Origin of the sequence: Coleofasciculus sp. B1-GNL1-01 (assembly GCF_040220235.1) — a bacterium.
GTDB lineage: Bacteria > Cyanobacteriota > Cyanobacteriia > Cyanobacteriales > Coleofasciculaceae > Coleofasciculus.
In genome coordinates this window covers 1-14931 of the sequence record NZ_JAVJTO010000088.1, presented here as the reverse complement: position 1 = coordinate 14931, position 14931 = coordinate 1, and the positions used below count along the sequence as shown (strand labels likewise).

Sequence of the window (14931 nt, the reverse complement as noted above, 5' to 3'; positions counted from 1 at the left end):
TATCTTAATCAAAAATACCCGAATTTGACCGGGTAATTAATAGTTGGCTATACCCGAGGCAGGGCGACCCGATATAATTAAGGGTTGGGTGATGTTAATTAAATTCGGCGGGTCGCCCCTACAGGGGGAAAAACCGATAAAATTAAGAATTGGGTGGTGTTAATTGGTTACGTATCTTTGCCCCTACGGTGTTTTATCTTAATCAAAAATACCCGAATTTTACCGGGTCTTTAATAATTGGCTATACCCGAGGCAGGGCGACCCGATATAATTAAGGGTTGGGTGGTGTTAATTAAATTCGGCGGGTCGCCCCTACAGGGGTGTGACACGATAAAATGATGAATTCTCCTATTGTAGAAACTCTAAAGGAGAATCAGTCGTCTTCGCACAAGATGCCAACGACGACTCACAGTGGGAATTGTATAATAATGAATCAAACTGCCCAAGGTATTCCCGGCTTACCTGATCTCACCCATCCTCAAGAGTTAATTCAGTTTGGAGAACAGCTACTCAGTTCATTCCTAACCCTAGCCTTACTGGTTGGCGCGTTAGGAATCGTGATTGCCATGATTGGTGCTGCATTGCGCCGCACTCAACCGGAACAATCGATTTTTATCGGGGAATGGGTTGTCCGCTATTCTCAACTTTTACGAGTATTATTGCATGGAATAGTCGTCGTTGTTCTGTTAGTGGCGGGATTTTTTCTCTGTTCCACTTTGGGAAATCGTTACCACCATTGGGAACAAGCCCAAGTCGCGGAAATTGCAGCAACTGTGGCGGGGGAACGGTTGGAACAATCTGCGCCGCAAGTTCGCTATGTGGTAGAGGAACCGTTTACCTACAATCAGCAAATTAATGGCAGAATTGTTCAGGTGGAAGATACACAAGAAGTCAGTCGCTTGTTAGCCTTGGCAGGGTCTGAAATTCAGGTGACAATTGATCAAATCCGCAATTGGCAGGATCAGACGAATCATTACCAGATTGACTTTACGGCTACGTATCAGGTTACTAATACTCTGGCAGAAACGCAAGAACTATTTTTTGAGATTTCACCACCCTACGGTTATTCATTATTACAAAATTTCCGAGTCGAACAGCAGGGAAGGCGACTCGAACCGACAAATCCAAATAACTATAGTTTTCCGTTGCGTTTAGAACCGGGGGAAGAGACGGAATTTCAGGTAACCTATCAAGCCCAAGGCGCACCGCGCTGGGTTTACAATGCAGGGGGACAGTTACTATCTAATTTTCGCCTCACCATTGATGCTAATTTTCCCCAGGCGGATTTTGCCAGTGGGATTATACCCACCCAAATGCAGAATCAGGGAGAGGGGACGGTGTTTACTTGGCTGTTTGAGGATAATGTATCGGTTCGCAATCCGTTCGGTGTGTTTACCGCAACCAATCCGATTACAAATACTGGGGTAATTCCGCGTCTGTTGTTATTAGCGCCAGGATTATTTTTGTGGTGGATATTGTTACTCTATCTCTCCCTACCCTTGAGCCTACGGAATGTTGCGATCGCAGGGGGTGTATTTTTTGCTAGTTTGCTAGCCTTGACTTATTTTAGCCGGATTATCGATGCAAGGTTAGCGTGGACAGGAATTTCGTTGGTAGTGTTGGTATTGGTTTGGGGATTAGGACGCGATCGCCAAACGTCACTGGCGGCGATAGTGTGTACGATCGCGGGTATGGTGTTACCGATTTTAGGGTTACTTGTACCCTATAGTGGCTTAACCTTGAGTTTGGCGGGATTGCTATCAATAGTATGGTTAGCCGTCCTAAATTGGTATGGTGTTCAATTAAAGAAATCCTAGGGGAACATGTCAGGGACAGCATAAAACCTTATTGTAGGTCAACATACACCCAATCCTAGTTTAGTGATCCGATAGTCCCATTCATGGGTGCGGAGATTTTAGCTGGATTGCGGTTTGAAAAAGCTTTGATACGTCGGTTTTTTCGGGAGGACATCATGCGCGAGTCAGTTATTTATCAAGATATCTTGCAACAAGGAAGACAACAGGAAGCCCTTTCATTAGTCATGCGCCAACTCAATCGGCGGCTAGTGCAAGAAGGCAGAAATAACTGAACAGCTAATATCTCCCCCCGCTTCCCCTGCTGCCTCTGCTCCCCCTGCTTCATCGTATCTACGAAGCTGCTCAAGTATTTTTGCCAAGCTGCACTAGGTGAGGTTAACCCAGGCGCAATTGAGCGGGTTCGGGCGTTATCCATCGAGGAATTGGAGGAGTTGGGGGTAGCGCTATTGGATTTTTCCGGAGTTGCGGATTTAATCGCTTGGTTTGACCGACAAAAGATGCGAGACGTGGAAATCGCTTTGATTCTCCGCCAGCTAACCCGACGACTGGGTGACGTTGACCCCTCACTGCGCGATCGCATTCACAGGTTATCGACAGAACAGTTGGAAGCGTTGGGAGTCGCGCTGTTGGATTTTTTCCAAGTTGCGGATTTAGTGGCTTGGTTGGAGGAGCAACAGGTGCTGGGTTGACGCTTTATGCTCGACTTACTCAGGGAAGTTGTCAATATTTGCCGGATTAATCTAAATTAAACTGGGCTTTTGATATCAGCTTATTATCCTGGAATGTGGCATTTACACTTCTAAGTCCTGTTTGCCACTGGTACATGACGGTAGTGGGCGTCCCAGGAATTTCTACTCTAGAGATTTCTTCCCCCTCTCCTAAAATCTCAATGACCTGTTCATAAGTCATCCCTGCTTTTATCTGATTAAAAGCCTCTAGTGTTAATCTTTGAGTAGGACTTGGACTTGGACGTTGCAGCCTAGGAGTAGGTGAGGCTTGAGGTGGCTGGACTGGGTTCTCTGAAGGTGGAACAAACGCTACAAATAAACCAAACGCTGCGCCTGCAATAACCCAACGAATGACTTTGAATGGTGGATAGTCGATGAACTGAGCCATTGGAGGGAGCAAGACAACGCCTATCAGCAATGCCATTAGTGCAGCAGACAGGTTAGTAGCGAAAAATACCAGCCCGAGCAGGATAAACAAGACCGATAAAACCCATAGTGTGGTTTTTCCCAGAGATTGCATATTGGTAGCTTTTGGTATAGTCTCTAAGAAAATTTTAAAGTCAAAAGACGCTCACATCTCCAAAACTATCTATCTGGTTTAACTATTTCCCCTCTGGAAACTGTCGCTCTCGCACATCATGACTATAGTCTTGCACCGCCTGAGTAATCACTTGCCGCAAATTCGCATAGACTTTGGCAAAAGGTGGCTGACGTTCCGAAAGTCCCAGTAAATCGGCGGTGACTAATACCTGTCCATCGCAATCGACTCCTGCACCAATCCCAATAGTGGGAATGGTTAAGGTTTGTGTAATCTTCCTAGCCAAATCCGCCGGAATATGCTCTAAAACTAGGGCAAAAACACCCGCTTGCTCAAGGGCGATCGCTTCGGCTAAAATTCGCTCTGCTGCTGCTTCTGTTTTCCCTTGCTGACGATAACCGAGAAGATGTACCGACTGCGGTGTCAACCCCACATGACCCATCACCGGAATTCCCGCCGCCGTTAAATGGGCTACCGTTTGGGCTATAGCTGGATGTCCGCCTTCTAACTTTACCGCCTGCGCCCCGGTTTCCTTCAATACCCGACCCGCCGAGTGCATGGCTTGTTGTAAACTTTCCTGATAACTTAAAAAGGGTAAATCGCACACCACGAATGCCTGTTTTACACCCCGACGCACGGCTTTAGCATGGTGCAGCATCTCATCCAACGTCACAGGTAATGTGGTCTCATACCCCAATGTGACCATTCCCAAGGAATCCCCAACCAGAATAATATCCACTCCCGCCGCATCTAATAATTGTGCGATCGCATAATCCCAAGCGGTCAAGACGACCAACGGACGCCCTTGTTGTTTCCATTGTTTCAGTTGTTGGATATTGACCATTGGGGATGGGTGATTGGTGATTAGGGATTAATGACAGGGTAATTAGGGAAGACCTTCGCTTCGCTTGTCGGACATAGTTTGTAGGGGCGGGTTTAGGAATTCATCTTAATTGTTTTTGTCAACGTTTCTACAAAACCCGCCCTGACCGATGTGTAGGGGTGGGTTTGACGACTAACATTTTGTGCCACCCGGATGTGACTAAACCCACTCTGACGAATGACAAATGACCAATGACCAATACTTAAAACGTCTCTGGCGGATTCTTCACAAACGCTAAATGAGGTCTAACTTGACCCGTGGATAGGCTAACCCAGGCTAATCCCTCCGTCGTTCCCACCCATAATTTATTTCCCACATCTGGAGCCAAGGAAAGAATATAGTCTGAGGGAAGATTCGACAGTTCACCCAACACCGCTCCCGTTTCCGCTCGGATTTTTAATAAGCTACGTTCCGTACCTACCCAAACACTACCATCTAGAGCAAAGCGCACCGCCGTTACACTACGTCCCCGTAATGGTGTCACTGAACGCGGTTCAGCGAAGGGATTATTGGGGTCAATCACCAACAAACTACTAGGAGTTCCCACCCACAGCTTACCATCGGGTCCGGTGGTTAGGGATTGGACAATGGTTCCGGGTAGATTACCAATCCGCCGAATGATAAAGGCGCTGGCGGTATCGATTTGCACTAATCCTTCTAATGTACCCACCCACAGTTGACCGTCTTCATCTAATGTCAACGCATTGGCGCTAACGCCGGGAAGTTCTTGCACTGTGGTCATTAATAATCCTTTGTCGGGACTAATCAATGCCAAACCGCGATCGCTTCCTACCCAGAGATACCCGCGCCGATCAACTTGTAAGGATAAGACCCGATTCGAGGGTAATGTAAAGTTTTGTGCAGTAACTTCGTTACTCCGAGGATCAACTCGTAACAATCCTTCATACGTTCCCAGCCAAATTCGTCCCACCCGGTCTTGGGCTAAGGCGTCGATGGTGTAGTTGGGTAAATCAACGCGGGCTTTCAAGCGTCCGGTGTTCGGGTCAACTCGGGATAATCCTGAGTAGGTTCCCACCCAGAGATCACCTGTATAGTCCGGTTGCAAAGCGGGGACGCGAAAATCTGTGGGTAGGGGTTCGACTTCTCGTCGCAAGCGTTCAGGAGGTAACGGTTCGCCGCCAGGGGGAGGAGGCGCACCTCGATAGTCGGGGGCTGTCCCTAGTTCGGTTTGAGCTAGGGTCTCTTGGGCTAGCACTAGGGTCGGATCGGTTCCCATCCCGACAGGAGAGATGAGCCGGGTCGGGGCCAACCCCCACCCTAGCAGGGTAGCACCGATGAAAAGACGAATCGGGGCATTCAAAGACGCCATGGTGTCTGAGACGATTTGGATAGTTTTTCGAGATCTATATCTATATTAAAGAGTGATGGTACAGCCTAGACTATAGAATCTTTACCTTAAAATGTCCCAAATAGGTTTATTTGTAACAAAAAATTAATATATTTTTACATTTCGTTGATTTATAACAGTACCTTATACAATTCTCAAGAATATTTGAAGTTAAACTTATTGAATTCTTTGGTATATTAGCTACGTTGCTGAAAATTTAACGGGTCTGGCAAGGAGCTGCATGATGACATGCTGCTTCATCAACACGCTATGATTGTTTAACTTGGCGTGAAATGAATTGCCGGATTAGCTAAAGCCATAAGGGAAGAGAACCCCCATCAAGCAATTGTTTGTTTGGTGTTGTGGGATGATAGCTCTTGCCCAATCCGCTCAATAAAAAAATGTCTTGGCTTAGTCAAGTTTTTTGACCCAATATGGCGGATAATAGGTAATTCAGACACCAAAAACCAACACGAGCAGGTTGGGTGTGGGGATGCACCCAATCAGGGCTAATTTTAAGCGTCATTTTAGAGATTTTAGTGCTTAACTAAGGGCGTAAAATCGTTAATGATGTTTATGAATTTAGCCTGTCGCAACATTCAGTAGTTCCTAAGGAAGGAAAACATGTCTTACGCTAAAACAAAAACTCAGTCAAAAGCTGGGTATGATGCCGGGGTCAAGGATTATAAATTAACGTATTACACTCCGGATTACACTCCTAAAGATACAGATATTCTGGCAGCTTTCCGCATGACTCCGCAGCCGGGAGTTCCCCCGGAAGAAGCGGGTGCGGCAGTAGCAGCAGAGTCTTCCACCGGGACATGGACAACGGTTTGGACAGACTTGTTAACTGACCTCGATCGCTACAAAGGTCGTTGCTATGAAGTTGAGCCAGTCCGTGGCGAAGATAATCAGTATATCTGCTACGTTGCCTACCCCTTGGATCTGTTTGAAGAGGGTTCGGTTACCAACATGCTGACCTCCATCGTGGGGAACGTGTTTGGATTTAAAGCTCTCAAAGCCCTGCGTCTAGAAGATTTGCGGGTTCCCGTCGCTTATCTGAAGACGTTCCAGGGACCGCCTCACGGTATCGTGGTTGAGCGCGATAAGTTGAACAAGTACGGGCGTCCTTTGTTGGGTTGCACGATTAAGCCCAAGTTGGGTCTATCGGCGAAGAACTATGGTCGTGCCGTTTATGAGTGTCTGCGCGGCGGTCTAGACTTCACCAAAGACGACGAAAACATCAACTCCCAGCCCTTCATGCGCTGGCGCGATCGCTTCCTGTTTGTGCAAGAGGCAATTGAAAAAGCCCAAGCCGAAACCGGTGAAGTTAAAGGTCACTACCTGAATGTTACCGCCCCCACCTGTGAACAAATGATGGAGCGGGCTGAGTTCGCTAAAGAACTGGGTACGCCGATCGTCATGCATGATTACCTGACAGGTGGCTTCACCGCTAACACCACCTTGGCAAAATGGTGCCGTAGCAACGGTCTGCTCCTGCACATCCACCGGGCGATGCACGCCGTAATTGACCGTCAGAAGGTTCACGGTATCCACTTCCGGGTGCTGGCGAAGTGCTTGCGGTTGTCTGGTGGTGACCACCTCCACTCTGGTACTGTGGTTGGTAAGCTCGAAGGTGAAAAAGGCATCACCATGGGTTTTGTTGACCTAATGCGGGAAGATCATATCGAGCGCGATCGCGAACGCGGTATTTACTTCACCCAAGACTGGGCATCCATGCCCGGTGTAATGCCTGTGGCATCTGGTGGTATCCACGTTTGGCACATGCCTGCACTGGTAGAAATCTTTGGTGATGATTCCTGCCTGCAATTCGGTGGTGGTACCCTGGGTCACCCCTGGGGCAATGCTCCCGGTGCAACGGCTAACCGTGTGGCATTAGAAGCCTGCATTCAAGCCCGTAATGAAGGACGCAACCTGATGCGTGAAGGTGGCGACGTTATCCGCGAAGCCGCTAAATGGAGTCCTGAATTAGCGGCGGCTTGCGAACTTTGGAAGGAAATCAAGTTCGAGTATGAAGCTGTTGATACCGTCTAAGACGGGATGAAGTGCGAAGTATGAAGTGTAAAACTTCATACTTCATCATTGATACTTCATACTGTTAGAAGGCTGGGATCAGACTATGGATCTAAAACGAGTTGCCAAAGATACAGCCAAAGTGCTTACCAATTACATGACATACCAAGCACTACGGATTGTTCTGGATCAATTGGGTGAAACTGACCCCCCCCAGGCGCTGTGGCTGCATTCTTTTTCGGCAAACCAAGGCGTTCAAGATGGAGATGCCTATCTCCAAGCACTCTTGGTGGAAAAACAAGAACTGGCGTTTCGGATTATGACTGTGCGACAGCTTCTAGCTGAAGAAGTAGCAGACTTCTTACCAGAAATGGTTCGGAGTAACATTCAGCAGTCGAATATGGAATATCGACGTCAGTATCTGGAGCGAATGACGCAACTCAGTATATCTGACCCAGCCTCACCCGAACAGCAAGCTGATTCGGACACCTAGTTGGCAATTCAACCGGGTACTCTTGTCACCTGCTGGCATACCCGGACTTCAAAAACACAACCATTACAGAAAAACCCCATGCAAACGTTACCGAAAGAGCGTCGTTACGAAACTTTGTCCTATTTGCCGCCTCTGAGCGATCAGCAAATTGTCCGCCAAATTGAATACATTTTGGATCAGGGCTTTATTCCCGCGATCGAATTTAGCGAAAGTTCGGAACCCGAACAGCACTACTGGACAATGTGGAAGCTTCCCCTGTTCAACGCCACTTCGCCTAAAGAAGTTATGGCTGAGGTAGATGCTTGTCGCTCTGACTATCGCGACAATTTTATCCGGGTTGTGGGTTTTGATAATATTAAGCAGTGCCAAGTTTTGAGCTTTATTATCTATAAGCCCGGTGAAGGTGGTCGTAGCCGAGGTTACTACTAAGTCGCAAAAGCTTAAAATCTGCTGAGATAGGAAGGAGAGGTTTGATTACCTCTCTTTTTTTTAGAAGGCAGAGGACAGAAGGTAGAGGACAGAAGGCTATACTCAAATTGGTTTTGTTGGATGTTGTATCCTCAATTCAGGCTTCATACCATGGTGCAAACCGAGGCTTCCCCTAAGGGTGAAGCTTTTTGGACATGCAGGAATAGAGGAGCAGGGCGAGGGATCTTGTAGGTTACTGTTTTCTTGAGCTAAGCTGCGACAAAAGGGCAACTGAAGAGGTTAGCAGTCAATGGCAAATGAAGAACATGCGGCTTTGCTTAAACAAGGCGTAGAAACCTGGAATCAGTGGCGGGAAGAGAATCCTCAACTCGTACCCGATTTGAGTCAGTCACAGCTAAGTAGAGCTAATCTCAATGAAGCAAACTTGAGTGGGGTGAACCTTCAGAACGCTGATTTGAGGATGGCAAATCTCAGTGATGCGAATCTCCAGGGTGCGGATCTCAGCAGCGCCGATCTCCGGGGGGCTAACCTGAGAGGGGTTAACCTAAATCTAGCTAACCTGACGGGTACGGATTTAAACGGAGCTTATTTAACCTTAGTCAACTTTATTGATGCTAATCTTACGGCGGTTAACCTGAGTGAAGCGAATCTGAGAATTGCTAACCTCAGTGGGGCAAATTTAAGTGAAGCCAATCTGCGGATGGCTAACCTTAGTGGTGCTAATTTGAGTGAAGCCAATCTGCAAGTGGCAAATTTGAGTGAAGCGAATCTGCGGATGGCAAATCTCAGTGAAGCCAATTTAGAAAAAACCCAAGTCTTATCGGCAAACTTTAACAAAGCTATCTTAACGGGAACCTGTTTGCAGGACTGGCAAATCAACAGTGCTACCAACTTGGACGAAGTAATTTGTGATTATATTTACTTGCAAACGGGTCAACAACAACGCCATCCCAATCAGGGAAGTTTTGCTCCGGGAGAGTTTACTCAGTTATGGCGTCAGCATCTTAACACTGTTCAAGTCAAAGTTAGTCCAGATGTTGCTCCAGTTCAAGCTTCTCCAACCCCAAACCCGAATAGATCCGCTAGTACACCCGAGGTAAAAGTTGAAATCCAACAGCCCCACCAACCGCCTGTCAATTACACCGCAACGACTGGCGCACCGCCGATTAAAGTAGACATTCAACCGCCCGTTTATGATACCGTAACGCCTAGTGTTTCTCAGGGAACAGACTTAAGTCCCCCGTCTTCTTCCCTAAGTGACAGCCCGACTATCCCACCGAATCTACAACAGGCGGTATCGGAAGTTCACCGAATTTTAGAACAACTGGATCAGAATCTTTCCCAACCTAAATGGTCAGAAGTCGCCGCAGAAATTCAGCAACTTTTACAGGAATTGAGCCAAACTTGCCCAACAAATACACCATTAGAAAAAGTAATTGCTGTCGCCGCCGCGATTAAACAGATTGAGAGTAATCGTCCGCTAAAATCCAGGGTGATAGAAGCGGTACAAAGCGCCGGAATTACCAGACTGCAAGAGTACATTGAGCATCCTCTGAGCAGAATTTTACTGCCTGCGATCGCCGACTGGAAATAAGGATTGAGGTGAGGAGGAGATGGGGGAGATGGGAGAGATGGGAAAGATGGGGAAGATGGGGAAGATGGGGAAGATGGGGAAGATGCTGCTTATAGCAGTACCAAAACAGGTTAGGACATTCTGTACTGTTCCCTGTTCCCTGTTCCCTCTTGGAATCAACTGATGTCCTTTCCGTACCTCGTAGTGCTATATCTATCAAAACTATGGCGATAGAATAATCACCGAAAATGTACCATTGCTTCCCCTGCTCCCCCTGCTTCCCCTGCTCCCCCTGCTTCCCCTGCTCCCCCTGCTCCCCCAGCTCCCTCTGCTCCCCCAGCTCCCTCTGCTTCCCCTGCTCCCCCAGCTCCCTCTGCTTCCCCTGCTCCCCCTGCTCCCCCAGCTCCCCCTGCTCCCCCTGCTCTCTAACCCCACCACAAGACTTATTCCGCAGCCCCTAACTATGCCATTCCCGCCGCCTCCTTTGCTGAGTCCTTCGCCATCTCCATGAAAATCTTTTGAGCGCATTGCTCTTTCGCATCCTCTGGTTGACGTTGGATATAACGCCCATCCGGTTGTAATTCCCAGGCTTGGCGATTATCTGCCATCATAATGGCTAGGATTTCTTGCAAATCTTTGATAATTTCTGGATCTTCTATCGGTGTAATCGCCTCAACTCGTCGATCTAAGTTGCGACGCATCCAGTCAGCGCTACCAATATACACTTCTTCATCACCCTGATTATAGAAATAATAAATCCGCGAATGTTCTAAAAAGCGACCGACAATACTAATTACGCGAATATTATCGCTAACGCCTACGACACCAGGACGCAAACAGCAAATTCCCCGGACAATTAAATCAATTTGTACGCCCGCTTGGGAGGCTTCATAGAGAGTCGCGATAATCTTAGGATCGACTAAAGAATTCATTTTGGCAACAATGCGCCCTGTGTTTCCCTGGCGACAATGCTCGATTTCCCGCCGAATCATCGTCGTCATGCGATCGCGTAAATTCACGGGAGCGACTAATAACTTGCGATAGGAGCGCTGGCGAGAGTATCCCGTCAGAAAATTAAATAAATCGGTTAAATCTGCCCCTAAATCCTCACGACAGCTTAGAAGTCCTAAATCCGTGTAAATTCGGGCTGTTTTCGGGTTATAGTTTCCCGTGCCAATGTGAACATAGCGGCGAATCTGCTTCTCTTCTTGACGCACCACCAGTACGATTTTGGTATGGGTTTTTAACTTAATAATCCCATAAACGACATGAACCCCAGCTTGTTCTAACTTACGCGCCCAGAGAATATTATTCTCTTCATCAAAACGGGCTTTCAATTCCACCAAAACGGCGACCTGTTTGCCATTTTCAGCCGCTTTAATCAAAGCATTGACAATTGGGGAATCGCCAGAGGTGCGATAGAGTGTCATTTTAATCGCCAGTACATCCGGGTCATCCGCCGCCTGGGTAATAAATCGCTGCACGGTACCGCTAAAGGAATGGTAGGGATGGTGGACAAATAAATCCCGTTTACGAATAATGCTAAAGAAGTCCTCGCCATCTTCCTCCCCAGAGAGCGATCGCAACTCGACGGGCATGACGGGTGTCCAGGATGTGTCTTTGAGTTCCGGTAGGGGTAATCCCATAAACGACATCAAGTCCCCTAGTCCCAATAAACCGTCTATTTCGTAAACATCACTGTCCTGGAGTCCCATCTCCCGCATCAGCGTTTCCCGCAAGTTTTCGGGTACAGTCGCGTGAATTTCCATGCGGACGGCAGAACCCCCTAGGCGTCGCTTTCGCAATCCTTCTTCAATTGCCAAGAGGAGATCATCGGCTTCATCTTCCTCGACGGCTAAGTCAGCATTACGAGTAATCCGAAACGGATGATATTCTTGGATATTCATCCCTGGAAACAGAAATTCTAAATTATGGGCAATCACCTGTTCTAAGGGAACGCCCATCCAAAGAGCAGGTTTTCCCTTTTGCCGCTCTCGTAACGGTTCGGGAAGGGTGACAAAGCGAGGTAAGACTTTAGGAACTTTCACCCGGGCAAAAAATTCCTCGCCCTGCTCAGGATCTTTCACCACCACCGCTAGATTCAGGCTCAGGTTGGAAATATAGGGGAACGGGTGGCTAGGATCAACCGCTAGCGGCGTCAGAACCGGAAAAATTTGCTCCTCAAAGTAGTTTTGCAAATAAGTCCGCTGTTCGGAGTTCAAATCCATGTACTCCAGCAGGTAGATCCCCTGTTTTGCCAATAATGGTCGCAGGATTTGTTCAAAATGTTCATGTTGTTCCTTGACCATGGGGAGTAACCGCTGATTAATCCCATCCAATTGATCGCCAGGTGTGCGGCCATCAGCAGTTAGGGAGGTCACCCCTGCTTCCACCTGCTGCTTCAAACCCGCCACCCGAACCATAAAGAATTCATCCAGGTTTGAACTAAAGATTGCCAGAAACTTCAAGCGTTCCAGCAGTGGGGTTCGGGAATCGAGGGCTTCATGCAAGACGCGATCGTTAAATTCCAACCAACTGAGTTCCCGGTTGAAGTAGTATTTAGGGTCTCTCAGACTAACCTCGGTCGTTGTCTTCGATTTCTTAGCCATGATGATTAGGGAAACGGCGCACCATCCGTTCGCCTTTTCTGGCGCGGGTAGGATGTCAGTATAAATATTATCAGCTTATCGGCTCCAAGCCTCACGGACGTTCGGCGAGCGCTCAGTCAAGCCGTCGAATCTCTGATTGACCGACCAGATGAATCGCCAGGACGTAGTGTGAACATCTTGCTCTAAGGTTAGGACAAAAGAAGAAAAATTTAAATCGCTCAACACCGAGCGAAGCCGAGGTAAGCCGAGGTAAGCCGAGGTGTTGCCTATTGCCCATTGCCTAGCGCGTAGCGCTATAATACCCAATTTAAAGGCATGACAGCTCATCAATCTCACAAATTACCATAATATTCGATGAATATTTGTCAGTTTTGTCGTGGATAAGTTGGAGTCCAGCCTGTTCTATTTCTCGCACCAGTTCAGGGATTTCAAACTTATGCTGTCTCCAAATTGTAATCTCTTCATCTTCAGCAATTTCTAGACATTTATCCTCTCCCATTAACCTAAAATTTATCCGATAGTTCTGACGAAATTTCATCGTCGCCACAATACTATCAGTTTTGTGATCATACTTTCGCACCAGTTCACAATCCTCAGCTTGAATCCCCAGCGCATTTTTCACCCAAGCATAGATTTGATCCACATGAAACTTTAATCCTCCTCTTACTGTTCCATCCCATTGAGAGTTAGAACCAATTTCGTTGGTGAAGACGAGGACATCCTGCTTTCCCATGCTATCCCTAAAATTTTGCAGGACGGCGGTTCTATTGTGATGATTACCCATGGTTACACCTAAGTGTAATATGATTTGGGCGGTGTCGTTAGGTTTTAGGTTAACCTGATGGTTTAATAAGGTTTGGGATAGTGAATGTTTTTCGATGTCAATTGTGTCGCTGATAAAGTCGATATGAGGAAACCATTTTTTGATGTTTTGCCGGGATAGTTTGAGTAAGTCGTCGCTAATGTCTAAGGCGATATATCGAGTGATTTTACCTAAGCGATGCAGCCGACGGATAAACTGTTTGACGGGATAGGAATTGCCAGCGCCGACATCGATGATATGAACGGTGTTGACGGCTGGAATTTTGCGGGTGATGATTTCAAAAGTATCATTTAACAGGGCAATTTCCCGATTAACGGGTCGATACCAGCGCGGACGTAGATAGTTGAGATAAAATTTATCCCAGATGTTTGCGCCTTGACCTTTGTAGGAATATTTGAGGCTAATTTCCCGTCGGGTGGCTAAGGTTTGAATGATATCTAAGATTTCAACATCTGAGAAAATCGAGTAAAATTCAGCACTGGGCTGGGTGGTGCGACAGATTGGAGTTGATTGAGATTTAGACATTAATGTTTCCCTGGTTCGTAGTAAGCACTTTAGTGCATCAACGTTACATCTTGCACCATTCATCGTAGGGGCGCACTGACGTGTATTGGTGTCAACTCAAGCTAAAAAAGAAAGCAATACCTTCCTTGATTTGACCCCACCCTAACCCTCCCCTTATCAAGGGGAGGGAACCGGGAGGAAATATTTCCCCCCTCACGGGGTGACAAGCTAGCTGAAGTGTTAAGCCATACTGCTTTTAGCCCATTTCTTCTTGTCACAGATAGGGTCAAAGATAGCAGTTTTTTCTGGGGGACTAGCCCCCCAGACCCCCCAATGGGGGACGAGCGCCTCCCCCATACCCCCTGCGCAACGCTTCGCTAATCCCATACCTCATCCGGTGGTCTTCATCTGTCAATAAGCATGTCAATAAGACTTCATCTTTAGAGATATCAATATCGCTCAAAGCCTCATTTTCAAGGGTGTAAGACTGCTTGTCACCCCTTCAGATTTCCCCCCTTAGCAAGCTATGCATTACTCACATCTTTCTTAACAATTCAGAAGGCTGGACATATATAGTAAGCTGTCCAGTCAGCTTTGACAAGTTGACCCCATCTGGGTATCCTAATTAAGAGTGAACCCCAAAACTTAAGTTCTCTCAAAGTTATTTTATGAAAAAAAATCTAACAGTCAGGTGTACAAAAAAACCTTAAATTTTGGGGTTTTTCCGCTTAACAAGAACAATCAACGACCGTTCCGACAAAGGGAAAGGCACGGGAGCATCCCCATTTTGCACATTAGCTCTTTGGGGAGGGCTGAAACTCTTGAAATACCGTTGCTTTCGGTGATGTTGTTACCAAAATGGGATGCTTCCAAAGGCACTCAGTCCGGAACGCGATCGCAAACCCCCTAAATTCCCTTCCTCTACAACGGATGTCCAACCCCATTACATCAAAGTGGAGAGTGTTTTTACCTGTATTTGGGCGACAGAAAAATTCCGGAAAGTCGCACGGTGGGGTAATCCGAGTCATAGGGACGAGTGTAAACATCTAAAACCTCCTCCATACAGCAAACGAACTCAGAATTTTTTTGGGGAGGAATACACCAAGATTCATTTAACCATGGCTTGATTTCGTTTTTTTTAATACTTGTCGA

At 47.1% G+C, this 14931-nt stretch carries 12 protein-coding genes and 1 pseudogene; 7 read left to right on the top strand and 6 right to left on the bottom strand.

From position 1 onward, the window contains the following. The first annotated feature begins 428 nt into the window (after positions 1–428). From RID53_RS21505 to RID53_RS21495, 3 genes are all read left to right on the top strand, one after another. A complete protein-coding gene (locus tag RID53_RS21505) occupies positions 429–1817 on the top strand; it encodes a hypothetical protein (RefSeq protein ID WP_446390033.1) in 1389 nt (462 codons plus the stop codon). A gap of 83 nt (positions 1818–1900) precedes the next feature. Continuing rightward, a complete protein-coding gene (locus RID53_RS21500; RefSeq protein ID WP_446390131.1) occupies positions 1901–2089 on the top strand; it encodes a hypothetical protein in 189 nt (62 codons plus the stop codon). Between the two features lie 9 nt (positions 2090–2098). Beyond that, positions 2099–2506: a DUF4351 domain-containing protein gene (locus RID53_RS21495; RefSeq protein WP_446390126.1), complete on the top strand. Its 408-nt coding sequence runs from the start codon at positions 2099–2101 to the stop codon at positions 2504–2506. 46 nt (positions 2507–2552) lie between these two features. On the opposite strand, the gene RID53_RS21490 is transcribed toward RID53_RS21495, so the two are convergent. From RID53_RS21490 to RID53_RS21480, 3 genes are all read right to left on the bottom strand, one after another. After that, positions 2553–3065, bottom strand: a complete 513-nt coding sequence (locus tag RID53_RS21490; RefSeq protein WP_446390032.1) for a DUF3862 domain-containing protein — start codon at positions 3063–3065, stop codon at positions 2553–2555. An 82-nt stretch (positions 3066–3147) separates the two neighbouring features. Further along, complete coding sequence (gene panB / locus RID53_RS21485) at positions 3148–3927, bottom strand: 3-methyl-2-oxobutanoate hydroxymethyltransferase (protein WP_446390031.1); 780 nt, start codon at positions 3925–3927, stop codon at positions 3148–3150. 241 nt (positions 3928–4168) lie between these two features. Beyond that, positions 4169–5296 carry a ligand-binding sensor domain-containing protein gene (locus tag RID53_RS21480; RefSeq protein ID WP_446390030.1) on the bottom strand — a complete coding sequence of 376 codons (1128 nt, stop codon included), beginning with the start codon at positions 5294–5296 and terminating at the stop codon, positions 4169–4171. 642 nt (positions 5297–5938) lie between these two features. Here RID53_RS21480 and RID53_RS21475 point away from each other — a divergent pair. The 4 genes from RID53_RS21475 to RID53_RS21460 all read left to right on the top strand — a co-directional run bounded on the left by RID53_RS21475 (position 5939) and on the right by RID53_RS21460 (position 9864). Next, positions 5939–7369: a form I ribulose bisphosphate carboxylase large subunit gene (locus RID53_RS21475; protein ID WP_446390029.1), complete on the top strand. Its 1431-nt coding sequence runs from the start codon at positions 5939–5941 to the stop codon at positions 7367–7369. Positions 7370–7454: 85 nt separating this feature from the next. Then, positions 7455–7841, top strand: coding sequence for a RuBisCO chaperone RbcX (gene rcbX / locus RID53_RS21470; protein WP_446390028.1), 387 nt, complete (start codon positions 7455–7457; stop codon positions 7839–7841). A gap of 78 nt (positions 7842–7919) precedes the next feature. Then, positions 7920–8270 (top strand): ribulose bisphosphate carboxylase small subunit, encoded by a 351-nt coding sequence (locus tag RID53_RS21465; protein WP_446390027.1) that lies wholly within the window; start codon positions 7920–7922, stop codon positions 8268–8270. Positions 8271–8559: 289 nt separating this feature from the next. After that, positions 8560–9864: a pentapeptide repeat-containing protein gene (locus RID53_RS21460; RefSeq protein WP_446390026.1), complete on the top strand. Its 1305-nt coding sequence runs from the start codon at positions 8560–8562 to the stop codon at positions 9862–9864. A gap of 440 nt (positions 9865–10304) precedes the next feature. Here RID53_RS21460 and ppk1 read toward each other — a convergent pair whose 3' ends face one another. From ppk1 to RID53_RS21445, 3 genes and pseudogenes are all read right to left on the bottom strand, one after another. Next, positions 10305–12452 carry a polyphosphate kinase 1 gene (gene ppk1, locus RID53_RS21455; protein ID WP_446390025.1) on the bottom strand — a complete coding sequence of 716 codons (2148 nt, stop codon included), beginning with the start codon at positions 12450–12452 and terminating at the stop codon, positions 10305–10307. A 307-nt stretch (positions 12453–12759) separates the two neighbouring features. Continuing rightward, positions 12760–13800 (bottom strand): L-histidine N(alpha)-methyltransferase, encoded by a 1041-nt coding sequence (locus RID53_RS21450; protein WP_446390024.1) that lies wholly within the window; start codon positions 13798–13800, stop codon positions 12760–12762. A gap of 945 nt (positions 13801–14745) precedes the next feature. Next, positions 14746–14931, bottom strand: a pseudogene (locus RID53_RS21445) (hypothetical protein); the annotation flags it as partial.

Coding starts and splice junctions, on each gene's coding strand:
- RID53_RS21460 (WP_446390026.1), top strand. CDS start 8,560: ATGGCAAATGAAGAACATGCGGCTTTGCTTAAACAAGGCGTAGAAACC.
- ppk1 (WP_446390025.1), bottom strand. CDS start 12,452: ATGGCTAAGAAATCGAAGACAACGACCGAGGTTAGTCTGAGAGACCCT.
- RID53_RS21475 (WP_446390029.1), top strand. CDS start 5,939: ATGTCTTACGCTAAAACAAAAACTCAGTCAAAAGCTGGGTATGATGCC.
- RID53_RS21500 (WP_446390131.1), top strand. CDS start 1,901: ATGGGTGCGGAGATTTTAGCTGGATTGCGGTTTGAAAAAGCTTTGATA.
- panB (WP_446390031.1), bottom strand. CDS start 3,927: ATGGTCAATATCCAACAACTGAAACAATGGAAACAACAAGGGCGTCCG.
- RID53_RS21505 (WP_446390033.1), top strand. CDS start 429: ATGAATCAAACTGCCCAAGGTATTCCCGGCTTACCTGATCTCACCCAT.
- RID53_RS21465 (WP_446390027.1), top strand. CDS start 7,920: ATGCAAACGTTACCGAAAGAGCGTCGTTACGAAACTTTGTCCTATTTG.
- RID53_RS21450 (WP_446390024.1), bottom strand. CDS start 13,800: ATGTCTAAATCTCAATCAACTCCAATCTGTCGCACCACCCAGCCCAGT.
- RID53_RS21480 (WP_446390030.1), bottom strand. CDS start 5,296: ATGGCGTCTTTGAATGCCCCGATTCGTCTTTTCATCGGTGCTACCCTG.
- RID53_RS21490 (WP_446390032.1), bottom strand. CDS start 3,065: ATGCAATCTCTGGGAAAAACCACACTATGGGTTTTATCGGTCTTGTTT.
- rcbX (WP_446390028.1), top strand. CDS start 7,455: ATGGATCTAAAACGAGTTGCCAAAGATACAGCCAAAGTGCTTACCAAT.